The 21,123-nt window shown below is 62.4% G+C and carries 19 protein-coding genes; 14 read left to right on the forward strand and 5 right to left on the reverse strand.

Annotated features, from left to right (window positions below; all coding sequences use genetic code 11):
- The first annotated feature begins 162 nt into the window (after window positions 1-162).
- Together ACZ9EJ_RS03045 and ACZ9EJ_RS03050 are read left to right on the forward strand one after the other, a co-directional pair.
- A complete protein-coding gene (locus ACZ9EJ_RS03045; protein ID WP_046632094.1) occupies window positions 163-384 on the forward strand; it encodes a hypervirulence associated TUDOR domain-containing protein in 222 nt (73 codons plus the stop codon).
- Window positions 377-742, forward strand: coding sequence for a hypothetical protein (locus tag ACZ9EJ_RS03050; RefSeq protein WP_046632096.1), 366 nt, complete (start codon window positions 377-379; stop codon window positions 740-742). Before ACZ9EJ_RS03045 ends, ACZ9EJ_RS03050 begins: the two co-directional genes overlap by 8 nt.
- Here the strand turns inward: ACZ9EJ_RS03050 and ACZ9EJ_RS03055 are convergent.
- The 3 genes from ACZ9EJ_RS03055 to ACZ9EJ_RS03065 all read right to left on the reverse strand — a co-directional run bounded on the left by ACZ9EJ_RS03055 (window position 726) and on the right by ACZ9EJ_RS03065 (window position 3,882).
- A complete protein-coding gene (locus ACZ9EJ_RS03055) occupies window positions 726-1,607 on the reverse strand; it encodes an NAD-dependent epimerase/dehydratase family protein (protein WP_046640877.1) in 882 nt (293 codons plus the stop codon). The two genes, ACZ9EJ_RS03050 and ACZ9EJ_RS03055, sit on opposite strands and share 17 nt — an antisense overlap.
- Window positions 1,604-2,416: a glycosyltransferase gene (locus tag ACZ9EJ_RS03060; RefSeq protein ID WP_046640912.1), complete on the reverse strand. Its 813-nt coding sequence runs from the start codon at window positions 2,414-2,416 to the stop codon at window positions 1,604-1,606. The genes ACZ9EJ_RS03055 and ACZ9EJ_RS03060 overlap by 4 nt, the downstream gene beginning before the upstream one ends.
- A 245-nt stretch (window positions 2,417-2,661) precedes the next feature.
- Window positions 2,662-3,882 (reverse strand): NAD-dependent epimerase/dehydratase family protein, encoded by a 1,221-nt coding sequence (locus ACZ9EJ_RS03065; protein WP_046640876.1) that lies wholly within the window; start codon window positions 3,880-3,882, stop codon window positions 2,662-2,664.
- A 122-nt stretch (window positions 3,883-4,004) separates the two neighbouring features.
- Between ACZ9EJ_RS03065 and ybgC the strand changes: the two genes are divergently transcribed.
- Entirely contained in the window at window positions 4,005-4,472 is a 468-nt protein-coding gene (ybgC, locus tag ACZ9EJ_RS03070) for a tol-pal system-associated acyl-CoA thioesterase (RefSeq protein ID WP_046640875.1), read from the forward strand.
- Window positions 4,473-4,479: 7 nt separating this feature from the next.
- Here the strand turns inward: ybgC and ACZ9EJ_RS03075 are convergent, their stop codons facing one another.
- The gene (locus ACZ9EJ_RS03075) at window positions 4,480-5,136 is read right to left on the reverse strand and encodes a lysozyme inhibitor LprI family protein (protein ID WP_476098681.1); all 657 of its coding nucleotides are present in this window, start codon (window positions 5,134-5,136) and stop codon (window positions 4,480-4,482) included.
- A gap of 374 nt (window positions 5,137-5,510) precedes the next feature.
- On the opposite strand from ACZ9EJ_RS03075, the gene tolQ reads away from it, so the two are divergent.
- From tolQ to glmM, 9 genes are all read left to right on the forward strand, one after another.
- A complete protein-coding gene (tolQ, locus tag ACZ9EJ_RS03080) occupies window positions 5,511-6,230 on the forward strand; it encodes a protein TolQ (protein ID WP_037076986.1) in 720 nt (239 codons plus the stop codon).
- A 30-nt stretch (window positions 6,231-6,260) separates the two neighbouring features.
- Window positions 6,261-6,716 carry a protein TolR gene (gene tolR, locus ACZ9EJ_RS03085; RefSeq protein ID WP_037076984.1) on the forward strand — a complete coding sequence of 152 codons (456 nt, stop codon included), beginning with the start codon at window positions 6,261-6,263 and terminating at the stop codon, window positions 6,714-6,716.
- 10 nt (window positions 6,717-6,726) lie between these two features.
- A complete protein-coding gene (locus tag ACZ9EJ_RS03090) occupies window positions 6,727-7,947 on the forward strand; it encodes a hypothetical protein (protein WP_046632104.1) in 1,221 nt (406 codons plus the stop codon).
- An 84-nt stretch (window positions 7,948-8,031) separates the two neighbouring features.
- On the forward strand, window positions 8,032-9,345 hold the full coding sequence (tolB, locus tag ACZ9EJ_RS03095; protein ID WP_046632106.1) for a Tol-Pal system beta propeller repeat protein TolB: 1,314 nt from the start codon (window positions 8,032-8,034) through the stop codon (window positions 9,343-9,345).
- Between the two features lie 170 nt (window positions 9,346-9,515).
- On the forward strand, window positions 9,516-10,049 hold the full coding sequence (gene pal / locus ACZ9EJ_RS03100; protein ID WP_046632108.1) for a peptidoglycan-associated lipoprotein Pal: 534 nt from the start codon (window positions 9,516-9,518) through the stop codon (window positions 10,047-10,049).
- A 175-nt stretch (window positions 10,050-10,224) separates the two neighbouring features.
- The gene (gene ybgF / locus ACZ9EJ_RS03105; protein ID WP_046640874.1) at window positions 10,225-11,277 is read left to right on the forward strand and encodes a tol-pal system protein YbgF; all 1,053 of its coding nucleotides are present in this window, start codon (window positions 10,225-10,227) and stop codon (window positions 11,275-11,277) included.
- Window positions 11,278-11,284: 7 nt separating this feature from the next.
- Window positions 11,285-12,646: a tRNA lysidine(34) synthetase TilS gene (gene tilS / locus ACZ9EJ_RS03110; protein WP_046640873.1), complete on the forward strand. Its 1,362-nt coding sequence runs from the start codon at window positions 11,285-11,287 to the stop codon at window positions 12,644-12,646.
- Between the two features lie 103 nt (window positions 12,647-12,749).
- Entirely contained in the window at window positions 12,750-14,684 is a 1,935-nt protein-coding gene (ftsH, locus tag ACZ9EJ_RS03115; RefSeq protein WP_046632114.1) for an ATP-dependent zinc metalloprotease FtsH, read from the forward strand.
- A 231-nt stretch (window positions 14,685-14,915) separates the two neighbouring features.
- A complete protein-coding gene (glmM, locus tag ACZ9EJ_RS03120) occupies window positions 14,916-16,268 on the forward strand; it encodes a phosphoglucosamine mutase (RefSeq protein ID WP_046640872.1) in 1,353 nt (450 codons plus the stop codon).
- A gap of 97 nt (window positions 16,269-16,365) precedes the next feature.
- Here the strand turns inward: glmM and ACZ9EJ_RS03125 are convergent, their stop codons facing one another.
- Window positions 16,366-18,333 (reverse strand): HAMP domain-containing methyl-accepting chemotaxis protein, encoded by a 1,968-nt coding sequence (locus ACZ9EJ_RS03125; RefSeq protein WP_046640871.1) that lies wholly within the window; start codon window positions 18,331-18,333, stop codon window positions 16,366-16,368.
- A 585-nt stretch (window positions 18,334-18,918) separates the two neighbouring features.
- Here ACZ9EJ_RS03125 and ACZ9EJ_RS03130 point away from each other — a divergent pair.
- Window positions 18,919-19,755, forward strand: coding sequence for an outer membrane protein (locus tag ACZ9EJ_RS03130; protein ID WP_046640870.1), 837 nt, complete (start codon window positions 18,919-18,921; stop codon window positions 19,753-19,755).
- Window positions 19,756-19,938: 183 nt separating this feature from the next.
- On the forward strand, window positions 19,939-21,117 hold the full coding sequence (locus tag ACZ9EJ_RS03135; RefSeq protein WP_046632119.1) for a phosphoserine transaminase: 1,179 nt from the start codon (window positions 19,939-19,941) through the stop codon (window positions 21,115-21,117).
- Window positions 21,118-21,123 lie beyond the last annotated feature (6 nt).

Consider the following 21,123-nt stretch of genomic DNA (forward strand, 5'->3'; position numbering starts at 1 on the left):
TTCGATCTTTTTCGGCGCTTCGGCCGGACTTGAGAGCTTGCCATCGGCATCGCCGGCCTAGGCGAGTCAAAGCCCTTTCCGCCGACGCGCTTTCCACCCGCGCGCATTCCGGCTGGAACATCTGTGCATCGCTTGCCGTTTCTCCCCCGAAAGGAGAACGCCATGCAGAAGATCGAGATCGGAAACGAGGTCGTGTGGACCTGGGGGCGATCCGAGGCCAAGGGCAAGGTCGCCGAAAAATTCACCAGCGACGTGGAGCGCAGGATCAAGGGCAAGACGATCAGGCGCAAGGCGGATGCCGACGAGCCTGCGTTCCTCATCCGACAGAATGATGGCGACCGCGTTCTCAAGAGTGAGTCCGAGCTGAGGAAGTCCCATGGATAGCGAAATCCCCGATCACATCCCGCCTGCCGAAGTGGCACAGGCCGCTGAAAAAGGCTTGAAACTCCGCTCCCAGCATCGCCGCGGCGGCACGATGGTGGGCGTGGCCAGAGCCCGGGACCTCAAGAACCGCAAGTCGATCTCGGAAAAGACGGTGCGGCGGATGGTGAGCTATTTTTCCCGCCACAAGGCGGACAAGCGGGCCGAGAATTTCGGCGACGACGAAAATCCGTCCACCGGTTACATAGCCTGGCTGCTCTGGGGCGGCGATGCGGGCCAGAAATGGGCCGAGGAGCACAAGAAGGCGATCGAAAACGCGAAGAACGAGGCGAAGATGCGGCGCTTCAAGCAGTCGCACTGAAGGAGCGGGCAAGATCCTCGACCGTCTGGCGCAGTAGGTCGGCCCCGCCGGGCTGCCAGCCGATCGCTCTCAACTTGTCCGTCGACATGAGACTGACCGAACCGCGTTCTGCGGGCGGCGGCAAATGGCGAGCCGGCAGGTGGCTGAGGATTTCGCGGGTATCGGTCAGGATGTCCGACGCGTTGAAAACCTGGCCGGCGATCTTGCCGGTTTCCGTTTCCAGCATGAGACGAACGGCGGCTGCAACATCGCGGCCGTGGATTTCCGTGGCCGCACGCGACGGAACCGGCCGGCCGGCCAGGTAATCCGAAAAGAGAGCGTCCCATTTGTTGGGGCGAAGATTGCCGTAGACGCCGGTAAGCCTGAGAGAGGATGTCGCAAAGCCCGGGGCCGACAGGTGTGCCAATGCCCGCTCGGCGGAGAGCTTGATCTCGCCGTAGAGGCTGCCGGGCTCCAAGACCATATCTTCGTCAAGCACCGCTCCGGCCGGTTGTCCGTCATAAACGGCCCTGCTCGAGAGGAAGACCGCCCGGCGGGTGCCGGCCTTCCTGGCGGTCTCGAACAGCTTGACGGTGCCATCGAGGTTCAGCCAGCGGAAGCGACCTGGATCGTCGCCTTCGCCGCCGCGGTATTTTCCGGGCAGATGGTCGAAGGCGGCATGCACGAAGAAATACGCCTCGTCGAAAGCCTCGATCTGGTCGAGGGCGGGATCGAGCGAGAGGGGCGCGAATTCGACGGGTTTGGAAAAGAAGTCAGGCGCCGGCGGCGTGCGGCCTCCGACAATCACCTGATATCCGGCATCGAGCAGGCCTTCGACGATGTAGCGCCCGACCAGACCGGTTCCGCCGGAGACCAGCACCTTCATGGCGTCTCTCCCGGTTTCGGCAGCGTGGAGAGTGCGGGGATCTCGCGGCCCTCGTAAAACGCCTGCCAGAGGTCGATCAGCGGCCGCAGCCGGTCCGCCTTCGGGTGATCCCTCTCCCATGGCTTCTCATACTGGTAGTGCAGCACCCCGATGCTTTCCCAGTTCCAGAGATCCGGCATGTTGAACCAGACATATTGCAGCATGTTCATGAAGACCGGCAGTCCATGCCAGTCGGGGAAGAAGGTCTCCAGAAACGTCTGGTCGGTGCGCCGCCAGAAGGCGTTCGGCTGGTCGAGCGCCGCGAGCATTCTGTCGAATGTCCCGGCGGAAGGTTTGGCGACGAAGACGCCGGAATTCAGTCGGTGAAAGTCGGAGAGGGTTTCGTAGACGTTGGGGGCGGCGGAGAATTCCGGATAGGAAAACAGCTTGTCGATCGGCTTCAGCACCAGGGCATCTGCATCGATGAACACGCAGGTCTCGTAGTCGGTGAGCTGCCAGAGCCTGAGCTTGCAGAAATTGTCGAGCGGCGTGTGGAAGTCCGGCTTTCGGCCCTTGGTGAAGGGTGCGGCGCCATGCAGGTTTTTTCGCGCATGCCGTTCGTTGAAGGCGTCGGAAAGGGGCAGATGGCCGACCTCGACCATGCGGCAGCCGAGGGTATCGAGCGCGGCGAGGGCAGGGCGCTCGACGCCGCCGGTATGGAGGACGACGATATCGGCCTCGGTGCCGGTGCGGCGGATGGAACGGGCCAGCGCGGTGGCGCCCATGGCGTAGTCGGCATTGGTAACGAGGGTGACGAAGGCGTTGGTCATGAGGGTGGCATCCAAAGGATCAAGGTCATTGTTCGGTTGGCCCCCTCATCCGCCTGCCGGCACCTTCTCCCCGAGGGGAGAAGAGATTTGTGGTTGCGTCGCGATCCTATGTGAAGTCGCATTTGGTTGGAGGGAATGCGTGCGGCAGATTTCTTCTCCCCAGCGGGGAGAAGGTGCCGGCAGGCGGATGAGGGGCCGCGCAGCATAACCTTGCGATCATCTGTTGCGGCGCAGACCTCATTTCTTCACGAGACCGACTTCAACCTCACACCCTCCGGATCATGTTCCACCTTCGCGGCAATGTCCCTGGTCCAGGCGGAGACGGCCGGAACGCGGGATCTGTCAACGCGATAGGCGTATTTCTTCGCGACGTCGACGATCTCGCCGAGCAGCCCTTCGCCGAGCGTCGTCGGCTCAAGGCCGAGGCCGAGGAATTTTTCGTTCTTCACCACCAGCTCGTTTTCCGGCGCTTCCTTGCGCGGGTTGGGGAGCCAGGCGATCTTGGAGCCGGTCATCCTGGCGATCATCTCGGCAAGATCGCGCACCCGGTGGGTCTCGGTCATCTGGTTGAAGATCTCGACACGGCCACCGCGCGCCGGTGGATTGTCGAGTGCGATCTCGATGCAGCGGACCGAATCCTGGATGTGGATGAAGGCGCGGGTCTGGCCGCCGGTACCGTGGACGGTGAGCGGATAACCGATGGCCGCCTGGATGAGAAAACGATTCAAGACCGTCCCGTAATCCCCGTCATAGTCGAATCTATTGATCAATTGCGGGTGGCGGCGGGTCTGTTCGGTATGGGTGCCCCAGACGATGCCCTGGTGCAGGTCGGTGATCCGCAATCCGTCGTTCTTCGCGTAGAACTGGAAGAGCTGCTGATCGAGGCACTTGGTCATGTGGTAGATCGAGCCGGGATTGCTCGGATAGAGGATTTCCTGGGAGACGGTGCGGCCGTCGGCGGTCTCGATGCCGACCGGCAGGTACCCCTCCGGGATCGCCGCGCCGACCGTCGAATAACCGTAGACGCCCATCGTGCCGAGATGCACGAGATGCGCGTCGAGATCGAGTTCGACCAGCGCGTTCAAGAGGTTATGGGTGGCGTTTACATTGTTGCTGACGGTGTAGTTCTTGTGCCGGTCGCTTTTCATCGAATAGGGCGCGGCGCGCTGTTCGGCGAAGTGGATGATGGCGTCGGGGCGGTGTTTCGCCAGCCAGCCCTTCAGGAGCTCGTAGTCCTTCGCAAGATCGATCAGATGGAAATGAATGCGGCGGCCGGTTTCGGCGTGCCAGATGCGGGTGCGTTCCTGGATGCTGTCCATCGGCGTCAGCGACTGGACGCCAAGCTCCGTATCGATCCAGCGGCGGGAGAGGTTGTCGAGGATATGGATCTCGTGACCGGCGTCGGACAGGTGAAGCGATGTCGGCCAGCCGACGAAGCCGTCGCCGCCCAGGACTGCAATCTTCATGAGTTACTCTCCGCTGGTTTTCGACTTGTTTCCTGATAGGGAGGATATGTGACAGGACGTCAAAACTGGGGCGGCATTGCGCGCTTATCCAGTGGAGTAGGGGAAATTTCCAAGGCAAGGCCATGAAGGAACACAATTTTTTGTTATCGGGCGAGTTGATGGAAGGCGGCCATCGCCTGGCCCAGCGCGTCTATTATGAAGACACGGATTTTTCCGGCCTCGTCTATCATGCCCGCTACCTGCATTTCCTGGAGCGCGGCCGCACCGACTATCTGCGCTGCCTCGGCTGCGAACAGAGCGCGCTGCTTTCCGCCGACGAGGAGGGCCTGGTCTTCGTCGTCCACCGGATGGAGATCGACTTCAAGCAGCCGGCCCGCATGGACGACATCCTGATCATCCAGACGGTCACGGAAAAGGCGGGCGGCGCCAAGATGGTGCTCAACCAGGAGATCCGCCGCGGCGACACGCTGCTGATCGCCGCGAAGGTGGTGATCGCCGTGATCAACAGGCACGGTCGTCCGCGCCGGCTTCCGGAAAGCGTGGCGGAAAAGTTTCTGGCGCGCCGGGCCGAGCAGGTGGATCCGGTTTAGAAAGGGCCTACGGGCCGCCGCAGGCATGTTGCGAATCGGCCATCGCCCAGCTCTGCCCGGTGCGGGCGTTGGTGACGAAATATTCGCGGCCCCGTTCGTCGCCCTCCGGGCAGCGTTTGGGAATGGAAATCAGGCACATGGTCACCTTGTCGCCGGGCTTGGAGGCGATCAGCGCCTCCTCGCGTGCGTAGGAGACCTGATAGCCCTCATTGGCATATTCGATGCCGGTTCCGGCGTTGAAATCCTCGTCCTTGATGGGATCCTGGCCGACGCGCGGATGGACGCCGGTGACGTTGGTCACGGAGCATTGGCCGATCTTCGCGGGCAATGTGGGGGAGGGCTTGGCCCGGCCGCCGGCGATCGTGCTGGCGGTGATGTCAGCGGGAATGCTCTTAGGCCCGCCGAGCTCTCCAAGGACGGCAATATACGTGCTCAGAACGCAGGATCGGTCGGAGCCGCAGGCTGACCGGTCGCTGGTGAAGTCGCGCATAACCTGGCGGGTCTCCGCGCTTTTCTCCTGTTTAGCCTTTTCCTCGACCCGCGGAAGCATCGTGTCGAGCGCCGAAAGGAGGGGATCGTTGCAGACTACCAGTTCATCAGGCGAGGGGACGCCCTTGCAGTCGAACGAGGCGGCATGGGCCGGCACCGCGATCAACATCGTCAAGGCTATCATCACTGCGCGCCACATGGTGTGTCCCCGAGAATCCGATTCTCACAGTGTCATAACCCGTGAATGAGAAAAAACTAAGTTGGAAGTTGCCGGCTTTCCTTGTTCCAACTTCAAGTGATCTGGGAACTCGCGATTGCAAGGCCCGCCTAAACCTTTCGTTAACGATAATGGTGTCTTACTGACACATGAGGAATTTGTGCAACGCACGCCTTCCTTTGACCAAAATTGAAAGCGAGAAGCCAAGCTTGAAGCTCAGGGTATCTTGGGGTTAGGGCTAAGCGCTTCCGGCGATCAAAGACATACTCGCGAGAGCGCGCTTTTGAACCGCCCGGTCCTTAAAGCCGGGCGTTTGGATTCGGGGATAGTAGATGGAACAGGTAGGTTTGGCGGCAGCGGCAAGCGAAGTGAGCCTCTGGTCGCTGTTCATGCAGGCCGGTCTGGTCGTCAAGCTGGTGATGATAGGTCTCATCGGCGCATCGATCTGGACCTGGGCGATCGTGATCGACAAATATATCAGCTTCGGCAAGGCCAAGCGCCAGTTCGACCAGTTCGAGCAGGTCTTCTGGTCCGGCCAGTCGCTGGAAGAGCTTTACCGGACCCTCTCGGAACGGACCAACACCGGTCTTGCCGCGATTTTCGTCGCCGCCATGCGCGAGTGGAAGAAGAGTTTCGAGCGCGGCGCGCGCTCGCCGATCGGCCTGCAGATGCGTATCGACCGGGCGATGGACGTCACCATGTCGCGTGAAGCGGAAACCTACGAGGCGCGCCTCGGGTCTCTGGCGACGATCGGCTCGGCCGGTCCGTTCATCGGTCTGTTCGGCACGGTCGTCGGCATCATGACCTCGTTCCAGGCGATCGCCGGGTCGAAGTCCACCAATCTCGCCGTCGTCGCACCGGGTATCGCCGAAGCGCTGCTCGCCACCGCGATCGGCCTCGTTGCCGCTATTCCCGCGGTCATCGCCTACAACAAGTTCACAGCCGATGCCGGCAAGCTCTCCGGCCGCATGGAAGGGTTCGCGGACGAATTCTCCGCCATCCTGTCGCGCCAGATCGACGAGAAGCTGCAGCCGCGCCAGGCGGCGCAGTAAAAGCCTCTCGGGCTCAAGGAGTAACGTCTCATGGGTATGTCGGCCGGAGGAGCAAAGTCATCGGGTGGCGGTCGTCGCAGGCGCGGCGGACGTCGCGGCGGTGCGATCAGCGAAATCAACGTGACGCCGCTCGTCGACGTCATGCTCGTGCTGCTCATCATCTTCATGGTGGCGGCACCGATGATGACCGTCGGCGTGCCGATCGACCTGCCGGAAACGCAGGCGAAGGCGATGAACGCCGATACCCAGCCGATCACCGTCTCGGTCAATCCGAAGGGCGAGATCTACCTGCAGGAAACGCCGATCGGCCTCGACGAGATCGTGCCGAAGCTTCAGGCGATCGCCACCACAGGCTATAACGAACGTATCTATGTGCGCGGCGATACGACCGCGGCCTACGGCGTTGTCATGAAGGTCATGGCCCGCATTTCTTCTGCCGGGTACAAGAATATCGGCCTCGTGACCCTGCAGGAACAGGAGAAGTGATCGCGGCGCCATGAAGGTCAGTCTCGGCACATCGCTGGTCCTACACACGCTGGTACTCGGCTTGGCGCTCGTTTCGCTGAGCGCGCCCGCGACTTTCGACGTGGCCGAAGTCGATGCGCTTCCGGTCGACATCGTCTCCGTGGAATCGATCACCCAGACCCAGCAGGGTGACAAGAAGGCGCCTGCCAGCCAGAAGCCTTCGCCCAAGGAAACCAAGAACCAGAAGATCGTCGAGAACGCCCAGAACGCCGGCGAGAACGACGTCGACCTGAAGACGCCTCCGACGCCGACCACCAAGCCGCAGCCGACCGAAACCACGGCGGCTCCGAAGCCGGTGGAACGGCCGACGCCGACCCCGACGCCGGAACAGAACCAGGTCAAGGACATCGTCAAGGAGGAGACGGCTCCGAAGCCGACCGAGATGGCTGCCCTGCCGCAGCCCAAGCCGGAGATCACGCCTCCGAAGCCGGAACCTACTCCGCCGAAGCCCGAGCCTACGCCGCCAAAGCCGGAGGCCGCCAAGCCGACCCCCGCGCCGGTGCAGACCGAAAACGTGTCCGAAACGGGTGAACTGCCGCAAGCGGTTCCGACGCCTGTTTCGAAGCCGCAGCCGCCGAAGCCCGAACCGCCGAAGGAGCAGGCCAAGCCCGTTGAAAAGCCGGCCGAGACGAAGCCGGATACGGCCAAGGCAGCCGAGACGGCCAAGACCGACAACAAGGCGACCGCATCCGTCAAGCCGTCCGACAAGAAGGAAGGCAAGCAGCAGGAAACCGCCAAGTCTTCGTCTTCCATGGCGAGCGATTTCAACGCCGACCAGATCGCCGCTATGCTCAATAAGCAAGAGGCCGCCGGCGGTGGCGCCAAGCGTTCGACGCAGGTCGCCAGCCGCGGCGATACCAAGACGATCGGCACCGGCCTCAGCTCCAGCGAGATCGACAACGTCAAGGGGCAGATCCAGGGCAACTGGTCGCTCGTCGGCGGGCTGACCGGCGTTTCCGAAGTGCGTGTGAAGATCCGCGTCCAGCTCGATCAGTCCGGCAATATCGTCGGCGAGCCGGAGGTGACGGCGACCGGTGGACCGGAAGGAACCCGGCGTGCGGTCGAGGGCAGCACGCGCCGCGCCCTTCTGAAATCCGCGCCGCTCAAGAATTTGCCCGCCGCAAAATATGAAGGCGAAAAAGGTTGGAACGTTTTGGTGCTGAACTTCGATCCGTCGGAGTTCGCATTGTGAGCCGGCAGGTATGGAACCGATGCAGAAACAGATGACGCGGAACCTGCCCCGAAACTCTCGTGTTAAGCTGAAAGGCTTGTGTAAATGATCAAGAGCTCTTTTTTCCGCGCCGTGATGGTGGCCGCGGGGATGTTGACGGCCTTCATGGCCGCCACCCCGGCCAACGCTGTTGTCGAGATCAACATCAACAAGGGTAATGTTCAGCCGCTGCCGATCGCGGTGACGGATTTCCTGTCGAACAACGATCTCGGTGCGCAGATTTCCCAGGTGATCGCCGCGGACCTGCAACGCTCCGGGCTTTTCGCGCCGATCAACAAAAGCGCGTTCATCGAAAAGATCTCCGATCCCAACAAGGCACCGCGCTTCGAAGACTGGAAGGTCATCAATGCGCAGGCGCTGGTGACGGGCCGTATCACCCGCGAAGGCGATGGGCGCCTGCGTGCCGAGTTCCGCCTTTGGGATACGTTTGCCGGCAGCCAGATGACCGGCCAGCAGTTCTTTACCCAGCCGGAAAACTGGCGCCGCGTCGCGCATATCATCGCCGATGCGATCTATAAGCAGATCACCGGCGAGAACGGTTATTTCGATACCCGCGTCGTGTTCGTTTCCGAAAGCGGGCCGAAGACCGCCCGCCAGCGCCAGCTGGCGATCATGGACCAGGACGGCTTCAACGTCCGCATGCTGACCAACACCAAGGATATCGTGCTGACGCCGCGCTTCTCGCCGAGCCGGCAGGAAGTCACCTACATGTCGTTTGAGGGCAACCAGCCGCGGGTCTACCTGCTGCAGCTGGAGACCGGACAGCGCGAGGTAGTCGGCAATTTCCCGGGCATGACGTTCTCGCCGCGGTTCTCTCCGGATGGCCAGAAAGTCATCATGAGCCTGCAGCAGGAAGGCAATTCCAACATCTATACGATGGACCTGCGGTCGCGCACCACGACGCGGCTCACCTCCACGGCTGCGATCGACACATCGCCCTCCTATGCCCCGGATGGTGGCCGCATCGCGTTCGAAAGCGACCGCGGCGGACGGCCGCAGATCTACGTGATGAATGCCGATGGTTCGGGCCAGACCCGCATCTCCTTCGGCGACGGCTCCTATTCGACGCCGGTCTGGTCGCCGCGCGGCGATCTGATCGCCTTCACCAAGCAGTCGGGCGGCAAGTTCTCGATCGGCGTCATGAAGCCGGACGGTTCGGGCGAGCGCATCCTGACGAGCGGCTTCCACAACGAAGGCCCGACCTGGGCGCCGAACGGCCGCGTGCTGATGTTCTTCCGCCAGAACGCCGGCGCCGGCGGTCCGCAGCTCTATTCCATCGACCTGACCGGCTATAACGAACTCCAGGTCAAGACGCCGTCCTACGGCTCGGACCCGGCCTGGTCGCCGCTGCTCGAATAGGTGATTGAGGCAAAAGAGGCGGATTCCCGCCTCTTTCCCGCCCCAATCTGCTGAAAATGAACGAAAATGGTCATCGGGAATACTTTGTTAACCATAAGAATTTGATCATGGTTAACCGAACCCGGTTAGAATCTGGAAACTCTGAAATACTGATCAAGGAGAGACCGGCCATGAGCCGCATCGATACTTCGGCGATGAGCCGCATGCAGATCCTCGCCCGCAATCCTGCCGTCATCGCGCTGACGCTGGCACTTGCGCTCGCCGGCTGCGCCAACAAGAAGAACCTGCCGAACAATGCCGGTGAGCTCGGCCTCAATGGTGCCGGCGCCGCAACGCCCGGTTCGACCCAGGACTTCACCGTCAATGTCGGCGACCGCATCTTCTTCGATACCGACAGCACCTCGATCCGCGCCGACGCTCAGCAGACGCTCGACCGTCAGGCTCAGTGGCTGGCCCGCTATCCGAACTATGCGATCACCGTCGAAGGCCATGCCGACGAACGCGGCACGCGCGAATACAACCTGGCGCTCGGCGCCCGCCGCGCTGCCGCCGCCAAGGAATATCTCGCCTCGCGCGGCGTTCCGGCGAATCGCATGAAGACCATCTCCTACGGCAAGGAACGCCCGGTTGCCGTCTGCGACGACATCTCCTGCTGGTCGCAGAACCGTCGCGCGGTCACCGTCCTCGGCGGCGCCGGCATGTGATCCGAGCAACAGCTCGATAATAAAAGGCGGTCTTCGGGCCGCCTTTTTGTTTTTTCCATAGTTTAGCCCTGTTTTCCGGGATTTTTGACCGGGAGCTCGGTTGCTTTTTGCCGGTAGTTGGAAAAATCTCCTCTCGCGCCAATCCGGCGCAGACTAAAGAGCAGGACGGACAAAGATGAAGAAACTTGTCTTGGCAGCGATGCTGGGGCTGATGGCGACGAGCGCCCCGGCCGGGGCTTTGTCGCTGCCGAAACTCTTCCAGGGCAGCAATCAGCCTGCTGCAGAACAGCCGCGGGAAACCACTCCGCCCCCGGTCATTCTGGCGCAGAGCAATGATGCCGTCCGTATCCAGCAGCTCCAGGAAGAAGTCCGGCAGTTGAACGGCCGGATCGAGGAAATGAGTTTTCAGCTTCTGCAGATGCAGGAGCAGCTGCGCAAGACGCAGGAAGACAACGAATTCCGCTTCCAGGACCTGGAAAAGAAGAAGCGCACCGAAGTGGACGACGCGGCCGGGAAACCGGCCGTGGCGTCCAACCGCGCTCCCGCCGGCCAGCCCCCGTTGCCGACAACGACTGCTCCCGCCCAGTCCTCCGACGATGTCGCACGGATCATCGAATCGCCGTCCGGTCAGGCCGTCGGCGGAGCAACCGCACCCGGCCGCGCGCCGCCTCCGACGACGCTCGGTTCGATGGATCTCGACCAGAACGGCAATCCGCGTGGCGCAAGCCGCAACGACCGGGCCAACAATGCCGCCGGGCTTCCGGGCGTCGAGACCGGCCCGCAGACGACCGGCAGGACGCCGGCACCGACGGGTAGAACCGATCCGCAGCAGACCGCGTCGCTCGGCAGCGAAAACGATGCCTATCAGACCGCCTACAATCATGTACTCGCCGGCGACTACCCGCTCGCCGAGAAGGAATTCAACGGTTATCTGGCCGCCTATCCGAAGGGCGCCAAGGTGGCGGATGCGAGCTTCTGGCTCGGCGAGTCGCAGTATTCCCAGGGAAAATATAACGACGCCGCCAAGACCTTCCTCAACGCGCACCAGACCTATGGCAAGTCGCCCAAGGCACCTGAAATGCTGCTGAAGCTCGGCATGTCGCTTGCGGCACTCGACAATACCGACACGGCCTGCGCAACCCTCAAGGAAGTCACCCGGCGTTATCCGAGCGCGCCCAAGGCCGTGCTCGAAAAGGTGGGCAGCGAACAGAAGCGCCTAGCCTGCTGATCCTCCCGTGACCACGGGCCCGAATTTCCCGTCGCCCGAACAGGCGGCCGAACGGCTAATCGCCAATCTCGTCAGACCCGCACGCCTTCTCGTCGCAGTTTCCGGGGGCAGCGATTCCTGCGGGCTTCTGATCGCCCTTTCGAAATTCAATCTCCCAGGCTCCGGCCTGTCGCTTTTCGCGGCGACGATCGATCATGCGCTGAGACCCGAATCCGCGGACGAGGCGCACGCCGTTGCAGCCCTTTGCGATCGTCTCGGTATTCCTCATTTCATTCGCCGGTGGGAGGGCGAGAAGCCTCGGACCGGCATTTCCGCGGCGGCCCGCGAGGCGCGCTACCGGCTGCTGCTCGAGGTCGCCGACGAGGTCGATGCGACGGCAATCGCTACCGGCCACACGCTCGACGACCAGGCCGAAACGATCGCCATGCGTGCGGCCCGCGGCGAGGGCGATGAAAATTCCGGACTTGCCGGCATGGCCCGCGCGGTGCTCCTCGATCGCCGCCGGTGGCTGCTGCGGCCGTTCCTTGAGACGCGTCGGTCCGATATCCGTGACTTCCTGATCAGGGAAGGGCATGGCTGGATCGACGATCCCAGCAATATCGACCCGCATTACGAGCGGGTGCGGGTCCGCGGGCGACTGGCGCAGGAAAGCCCGTTCGATGCCGCCGCCCAGGCCATGGCCGCCGCGCGGCGCACGGCGCTTTCCGACGAGGCGGCGCGGCTTGTCCGTGAGCATGTGACGATCCGCCAGGGCGTTCTGGCGCATCTTGCCCCAGCGGGCCTGCAGGAGGACGAGGCGTCACGCCGTCATGCACTGTCGCTGCTTGCCGCGGTGCTCGGGGGCAGGGCACATGCGCTCGGGAGCGAGAGCATGGACCGGGTCATGGCCTTTCTCGACGGTGGCCAGCCGGGCCGCATCACCGCCGGCCGGGTGATCTTCGACCGGCGCCGCGACGGGCTGTATCTCATGCGCGAAAACCGCGGCATTCTGCCGCTGCACCTTCCTCCGGGCGATACGGCGATCTGGGACGGTCGCTACCGCATCACGAACACCGGCGCGCATGAGATCATCGTCGGCCCGACCGCTCCGGATCGTGACGAAGCGCTGACGCTGTTTCCCGGCGTCCCGCCCGCGATCGCCATGCGCGCCGTGGCAGCGATGCCTTTCATCGAAGCCAACGCCGTCATTTCGGTGGAGGATCGCGAAAACAGGGACGTGACCGAACGAAGTATCGTCCGCCCCGTGCTTGCGCCTTTCGACCGTTTTTTGCCGCAGTTCGAGCTTAGATTTGGCATCGAGTTAGCGGTTTTGCTCGGATGCGACGGTTTTCCCCGGCTGCCAGTTAAGGATTCCTGGCGGAAAAGGTAGGCGGGGGCTCCGGTTCGCCTTGGCAAGGTCTTGCCGCAACCCTATGTTATGCGGCAAGCAAGGCGGCCGCCAAGAAGCTGGCCGTCGCAGTCCGGGGAGTTCAATGAACCCAAACTTTCGTAATATCGCCCTCTGGGTCATCATAGCCCTCCTGCTGGTCGCATTGTTCAGCATGTTCCAGACGGCACCGTCGCAGACCAGTTCGCGTGAGGTCCCATATTCGCAGTTCCTGCGGGATGTGGATTCGGGGCGAGTGCGGGATGTCGTCGTCACAGGCAACCGGGTGCTCGGCACCTACACCGAAAACGGATCGGGATTTCAGACCTATTCGCCCGTCATCGACGATTCTCTGATGGATCGGCTGCAGGCAAAGAACGTCACCATCGTCGCACGTCCGGAAACGGACGGTTCCTCGGGTTTCCTCAGCTATCTCGGCACGCTGCTGCCCATGCTGCTCATCCTCGGCGTCTGGCTGTTCTTCATGCGGCAGATGCAGGGCGGTTCGCGCGGCGCGATGGGCTTCGGCAAGTCCAAGGCCAAGCTTCTCACCGAAGCGCATGGACGCGTGACGTTTGAAGACGTTGCCGGTGTCGACGAAGCCAAGCAGGATCTCGAAGAAATCGTCGAATTCCTCCGCGATCCGCAGAAATTCCAGCGTCTCGGCGGCCGTATCCCGCGCGGCGTGCTGCTTGTCGGCCCTCCGGGTACCGGTAAGACGCTGCTCGCCCGTGCGATTGCCGGCGAAGCCAACGTGCCCTTCTTCACCATTTCCGGTTCCGACTTCGTCGAAATGTTCGTCGGCGTCGGTGCAAGCCGCGTGCGCGACATGTTCGAGCAGGCGAAGAAGAATGCACCCTGCATCATCTTCATCGACGAAATCGACGCGGTCGGCCGTCATCGTGGCGCCGGTCTTGGCGGCGGTAACGACGAACGCGAACAGACCCTCAACCAGCTCCTCGTCGAGATGGACGGTTTCGAAGCCAATGAAGGCATCATCCTGATCGCCGCGACCAACCGTCCGGACGTTCTCGACCCGGCGCTGCTGCGTCCAGGCCGTTTCGACCGTCAGGTCGTCGTGCCGAACCCGGATATCGTCGGCCGCGAGCGCATCCTCAAGGTCCATGCCCGTAACGTGCCGCTGGCTCCGAATGTCGACCTCAAGGTTCTGGCCCGCGGTACGCCCGGCTTCTCCGGTGCCGACCTCATGAACCTCGTCAACGAAGCAGCCCTGATGGCCGCGCGCCGCAACAAGCGCATGGTCACCATGAGCGAGTTCGAAGACGCCAAGGACAAGATCATGATGGGCGCCGAGCGCCGCTCGTCCGCCATGACGGAAGCGGAAAAGAAGCTCACCGCCTATCACGAAGCCGGCCACGCGACGACTGCGATCAACGTGCCTGTCGCCGATCCGCTGCATAAGGCGACCATCATTCCGCGCGGCCGCGCGCTTGGCATGGTCATGCAGTTGCCGGAAGGCGACCGCTACTCGATGAGCTATAAGTGGATGGTCTCGCGTCTGGTCATCATGATGGGCGGCCGCGTCGCTGAGGAACTGACCTTCGGCAAGGAAAACATCACCTCCGGCGCGTCCTCGGACATCGAGCAGGCGACGAAGCTTGCCCGCGCGATGGTCACCCAGTGGGGCTTTTCCGACATGCTCGGCCAGGTCGCCTATGGTGAGAACCAGCAGGAAGTCTTCCTCGGCCATTCCGTCTCGCAGTCGAAGAACGTCTCGGAATCGACGGCCCAGAAGATCGACACCGAGGTTCGCCGTCTGATCGACGAAGCCTATACCGAGGCGCGCCGCATTCTTACCGAGAAGCACGACGACTTCGTCGCGATTGCCGAAGGCCTGCTCGAATACGAGACGCTTTCGGGCGAGGAGATCAAGGCGCTGATCAAGGGCCAGAAGCCGTCGCGCGATCTCGGCGACGATGCGCCTCCGACCCGCGGTTCGGCTGTTCCCTCGGCTGGCTCCAAGAAGGACGAACCAAAGGGCGGAGAGCCGGAAAGCGGTCTGGAACCGCAGCCGCACTGATCCTTCGACGACTGGAATCCAAAAGCCGCCGTGGAGCAATTCACGGCGGCTTTTGCTTGGAAGGTTTTGTTATGAGTAACGGGATATAATCGATTTTGATGCTAATTTATGTGCTTGTGCCGTCAAACTATGGCATGAGCCAAGCTTCAGGCCGGTTTTACCGTCTAACATGCTGCAGGTTCGATCCCTGCAAGGACCGCGACGTTCAGGCGCGATGACGAAGGAGCTTATATGACACGCCGCTATTTTGGCACCGATGGCATTCGCGGACAGTCCAATATCCATCCGATGACCCCGGATCTCGCGATGCGCGTCGGCATCGCCGTCGGCACGATCTTCCGTAACGGCAATCACCGCCACCGGGTGGTGATCGGCAAGGATACGCGTCTCTCGGGCTATATGCTGGAAAACGCCATGGTGGCGGGTTTCACCGCTGCCGGCCTCGACGTCTTCCTGCTCGGGCCGATTCCGACGCCGGCTGTCGCCATGCTCACCCGCTCGCTGCGCGCCGATGTCGGCGTGATGATCTCCGCCTCGCACAATCCTTACGAGGACAACGGCATCAAGCTGTTCGGACCCGACGGCTACAAGCTTTCCGACGAGCTTGAAATGCGCATCGAGGACCTGCTCGACAGCGACCTGCATTCCCAGCTCGCCAAGTCCGGCGATATCGGCCGGGCGAAGCGCGTCGAGGGCGACATCTACCGCTATATCGAACACGTGAAGCGTACGCTGCCGCGCGACGTTACCCTGCATGGCCTGCGCGTCGCGATCGATTGCGCCAATGGCGCGGCCTACAAGGTGGCTCCGCTGGCGCTCTGGGAGCTCGGCGCCGAGGTGGTGATGATCGGCAACGAGCCGAACGGCACGAACATCAACCTCGACTGCGGCTCGACCAGCCCGGAAGCGCTGCAGAAGAAGGTGCATGAAGTGCGCGCCGATATCGGCATCGCGCTCGACGGTGACGCCGACCGGGTGATTATCGTCGACGAGCGCGGCGAGATCGTCGACGGCGACCAGCTGATGGCAGTCATCGCCGAGAGCTGGGCCGAGGACCAGAAGCTGAAAGGCGGCGGCATCGTCGCGACCGTGATGTCCAATCTCGGCCTGGAGCGGTTTCTCAACGGCAAGGGCCTGGACCTCGCGCGCACCAAGGTCGGCGACCGCTATGTGGTCGAGCATATGCGCACGCATGATTTCAACGTCGGCGGCGAACAGTCCGGCCATATCGTACTCTCCGATTTCGGCACGACCGGCGACGGCCTCGTCGCCGGTCTGCAGGTCCTGGCGCGCGCGAAACGCCTCGGCCGCCCCGTCAGCGAGATCTGCCGCCGTTTCGATCCCGTGCCGCAGCTTCTGAAGAACGTTCGTTTCCAGGGCGGCAAGCCGCTGGAGGACGTGATCGTCCGTCAGGCCATCGCCGATGCGGAAGCCGAGCTCGCTGCCAGGGGCCGCCTGGTTATCCGGCCGTCCGGTACCGAACCGCTGATCCGGGTGATGGCGGAAGGCGACGACCGCGGACAGATCGAGCGCATCGTCGATGGACTGGTCGGCGTGATCGCCAACGTCCGCAACGCGGCCTGAAGACGCAATCCCAATGAAAAGGCCACCCGCGGTTTTCGCGGGTGGCTTTATTTTTATGCGGAATTCCGAATGGCGGAAACCCTCGGGTTTGCCGCCTCTAGAACTCTTCCCAATCCTGCTTTGCGGCAGCGGCATTGCCCTGGAATGACTGCGTGACTTTCGCCACCATTCTGCGGGCCGGCGACTCCGCCGGGCGGCTGCTGAAGGATGCCGGCGCGGGCGAGACCCGGCGCGACGGGGTTCCGGCCACGGCTGCGCCGCCGATATGGAATTGCGACAGAAGCTGGAAAAGGTCTTCGGCTTCGCGGGCGAGGTTGTGGGCCGCCGCGGTTGACTCCTCGACCATGGCCGCGTTCTGCTGCGTTCCCTGATCCATCGTGTTGACCGAGGTGTTGATCTCCTTCAGGCCGGTGGCCTGTTCCTTCGAGGCCTCGACGATGGCCTCGACATTGCCGTTGACCTGCTGGACCTGGACGACGATCTCCTGCAGGGCCTTGCCGGTTTCCCCGACCAGCGCCACGCCGCTCTTCACGTGGTCGTTGGAGGTGTGGATCAGTTCCTTGATCTCTTTTGCCGCCTTGGCGGAACGCTGGGCGAGTTCGCGCACTTCCTGCGCTACCACCGCGAAGCCCTTGCCGGCCTCGCCGGCACGGGCGGCCTCGACGCCGGCGTTGAGAGCGAGCAGGTTGGTCTGGAAAGCGATTTCGTCGATGACGCCGATGATGTTGCCGATCTCGACGGCAGACGAATCGATCTTGCCCATCGCCTCGACGGCGTCACGGACGACCCGGCCGGAGCGCTCGGCATTGTCCTTGGTCATGCGCACCAGGTTACCGGCCTCCTGAGCGCGGTGGCTCGAGTCGGAAACCGTCGTGGTGATCTCTTCCAGTGCCGCCGCGGTCTCCTCGACCGAGGCCGCCTGCTGTTCGGTGCGCTTGGCGAGGTCGTCGGAGGCGGAACGGATTTCCTGGGCTCCGGCGGCGATTGCACTCGCGTTTGCGGCAACCTTCTGCATCGCTTCGCGGAGTTTCGCCACGGCCGCGTTGTAGTCGGCCCGCAACTGGTCGAGCGAGGGCGTGAACGGGGTGTTGATCTCCCGGGTCAGATCGCCGTTTGCCAGGGCCTGCAGAGCGTCGGCGAGCTGGCGAACCGCCTGGCTCGTCTGTTCTGCGAGCGCGCTGCGCTCGGCCGCTTCCTGTTCCAGCCTGTGGCGTTCTCCAACGGTCCGCTTCGCCTCGGCATCCGCTTCACGCTCCGCCTTGACGGAGATGGCCTCCCGGAGAGCGGCCACGGCGCGGGCGAGCATGCCGATCTCGTCGCCGCGCGCCTCGATCGTCCGGTCGCCTTCGAGGTTGCCCGCGGCCATGGCTTTCAGCGATTGCTGCAGCTTGGAGAGCGGTCCGATGATCGAGCGGGCCGTCACGAAGGCCGCTATGATCGAAAGCACCGCGGCTATGCCGAGGGCGGCCAGCGCAAGGTTTCTAAAGCCACTCGCCGCATTGCGGACATCGCCGCCGATCGATTTGTTGAGCGCCTCCTGATAGTCGATGAATTTGTTGATCGCGCCAAGCCAGGAGACGAAGAGCGGGCGGGCCTGTTCCAGCAGTATCTTGCGGGCCGCCTCGCCATCGCCTTTTTGCTGTAGCGAGATGATCTGGGCGACCAGGGGATTGGTCTTCGACTGGATGTCGGCGATCTCGGTCAATATCGTCTTTTCACGATCCGTTGCACCGGAAGGGGCGCCGACCATTTCCGCCATGCGTTTTTCGTTTTCCGCATAGGATGCCGCGAGCTTGGCGATAAGCGCTTCCGCTTCCTTGCGCTCGGCCTCGGACGTCACGAGCGTCACGTCGCGGATCGCGATCGCCCGGTCGTGCACGCTGCCGCGATAGTTGATGGCATACCGTTGCTTGACGCTGTTGACGTCGTTGACGGTTGCGAGATTGTCGTCGATCATCTTGACTTCACCGGTAGAGTAAAAAGTCAGGCCGATCATCAGGAGAAGCAGAAAGCCGAACCCGATGGCCAGTCGGAATGCTATGCCGAATGTTCTGAACTTGTTCACAGACAGTCCCTTCCTCCGCGGCGCCTCGCGCCGCGGTTCCACATGGTCAAATTTTTCCGGAAGGGCATGATGGCAATCTCACCGCCGTGATTTGACGACGGGATTGCTTCGTTGGTGGACGAGATATTGCCGGATTGACCTGTGTCAGCCCAAACCTCGAGCTTAAGAACCCACTCCGCTCGAGTCGTACTTCCCCATTATTCGGCTCTACCGATTCCCCGATATTTCCCCAGCTCGGATAGGCTAAATATAGCCCTCTATAGTTTACAAAGCATTAATTGTTTATTTAAGCTTAAATTACATTTTTCTACTGAAGTAACCCGGTCAGTATTTTGCGGAGGCCGCGGCTGCCGCTACCCGGTGCAGCAGGCGGATGACGGGGCGGCCCACTTTGAGACGGGGTGGCTTCCGCAAGTCTTGGATCATGCCTTTACTTGTAGAAATCCCTGCTGTTTTAGGAAAACGTGCGGTAAACAAGCATGGTTAAGCGAGACTTAACCTTTGTCGATCATCATCCACAGCGGATCAACCCGTTGGCTGCCCGCTTTGCATGCCATACGCGATACGAGCTTTGGAGATGAACCCATGAGAAAGTTGCTGGCCAGCGCTTTTGCGCTGACACTGACTGTGAGTGCCGCCAATTCCGCCGATCTTTACCAGCCGCAGCCGGAGCCTTATCAGGATGCGCCCGAAGTAACCGTTCAGGAGGCGACCGGCTGGTACCTTCGCGGTGACGTCGGCTATTCCTTCAAGAAGTCGCGCGGTACCGAATTCTACCAGGGTACCGGTACGCCCGGCGTGGCGATCGCCGAATTCGGTCGTTCCGATCTGCGTGATGCCTTCACGCTCGGGGGCGGTGTCGGTTACCAGATCAACAGCTACCTGCGCACCGACGTCACCCTCGACTACATGTTCAACAGCAAGTTCCGCGGCTCGACCTCCGGCAGTTGCGGTGTAGCCGCCGCGTGTACCTCGACCGACCTGGCCTCGATGCACGCCTATTCGCTCATGGCCAACGCTTATGTCGATCTCGGCACCTATGGCTACTTCACCCCTTATGTCGGTGGCGGTATCGGCGGCACCTACGTCAAGTGGTCGAACCTGCGCAACACCTCCTGCGCCGACAGCGGTGCGGGTTGTGACCCGGAAGTCACGCATGGCGGCGAAAAGAGCTGGCGCTTCACCTATGCGCTCATGGCCGGCGCGTCGATCGACGTCACCTGCAACGTCAAGGCCGATGTCGGCTACCGCTTCCGCCATGTCACGGGCGGCGACATGTTCGGCTTCGCCTCGGGCGGCGGCCCGGGCAAGGACAAGGGTTTCTATTCGCATGAAGCCCGCGTCGGCGCCCGCTACATCTTCGGCGGCTGCGACACGCCGCCGGCCTACGAGCCCCCGCCGCAGCAGATCGTCTACAAGTAAGATCACCTCGTCTCCAAGCGAAAGCCGCCTCCGGGCGGCTTTTTGCGTTTGCGGCGACAAAGCTGCGGCAAAAATTTGTCCGGGGGCGACATGACCCTCTTGACTGTGAAGGCGCTCGGGCATAACCACAGCGGCGGGACACCCTTCCCCAACGAAGGGCCATCTATCTGGAAGGATAGCCATATGGCAAACGCCGCAAAGCCGGACCTGCGTCCGAACAACACCCATTTTTCTTCTGGCCCTTGCTCGAAGCGCCCCGGTTGGTCGCTCGAAGCGCTCTCCGATGCCCCGCTCGGTCGTTCGCACCGCGCCAAGGTCGGCAAGGCGAAGCTCAAGCAGGCCATCGACCTCACCCGTGAAATTCTGAACGTGCCGGCGGATTACCGCATCGGCATCGTGCCGGCTTCCGATACCGGCGCCGTCGAAATGGCGCTGTGGTCGCTGCTCGGCGAGCGCGGCGTCGACATGCTGTCCTGGGAAAGCTTTGGCGCCGGCTGGGTCACCGACGTCGTCAAGCAGCTGAAGCTCAAGGACGTCCGCAAGATCGAAGCCGGCTACGGCCTGCTTCCGGACCTTTCCACGGTCGATTTCGACCGCGACGTGGTCTTCACCTGGAACGGCACCACCTCGGGCGTCCGCGTTCCGAACGCCGACTTCATTCCGGCAGACCGCAAGGGCCTGACCATCTGCGACGCCACCTCGGCGGCTTTCGCGCAGGACATGGACTTTGCCAAGCTCGACGTCGTCACCTTCTCCTGGCAGAAGGTTCTGGGCGGCGAGGGCGGTCACGGCATGCTGATCCTCAGCCCGCGTGCTGTCGAGCGTCTGCAGACCTACGTTCCGGCCTGGCCGCTGCCAAAGATCTTCCGCCTCACCTCGGGCGGCAAGCTGATCGAAGGCATCTTCGTCGGCGAGACGATCAACACGCCGTCGATGCTCTGCGTCGAGGACTATATCGATGCGCTCGTCTGGGCGAAGTCGGTCGGCAGCCTTGAAGGCCTGATCGCCCGCGCCGATGCCAATGCCAAAGTCATCCACGATTTCGTGGCCGCCAACGCCTGGATCGACAACCTCGCCGTCGACCCGGCAACGCGCTCCAACACTTCGGTCTGCCTCAAGATCGCCGACGCGGATGTCGCCGCTCTCGACGCGGACGCGCAGGAAGCCTTTGCCAAGGGCATGGTGTCGATCCTCGAAAAGGAAGGCGTCGCGCTCGACATCGGTGCTTATCGCGATGCGCCGTCCGGCCTTCGCATCTGGGCTGGTGCCACGATCGACGCGGCCGACATGAAGGCTCTGATGCCCTGGCTGACCTATGCTTTCGAAACGCAGAAGGCTGCGCTTTCCAAGGCCGCCGCTTAGCCAAGT

The organism is Neorhizobium sp. USDA 3394, from assembly GCF_056280385.1.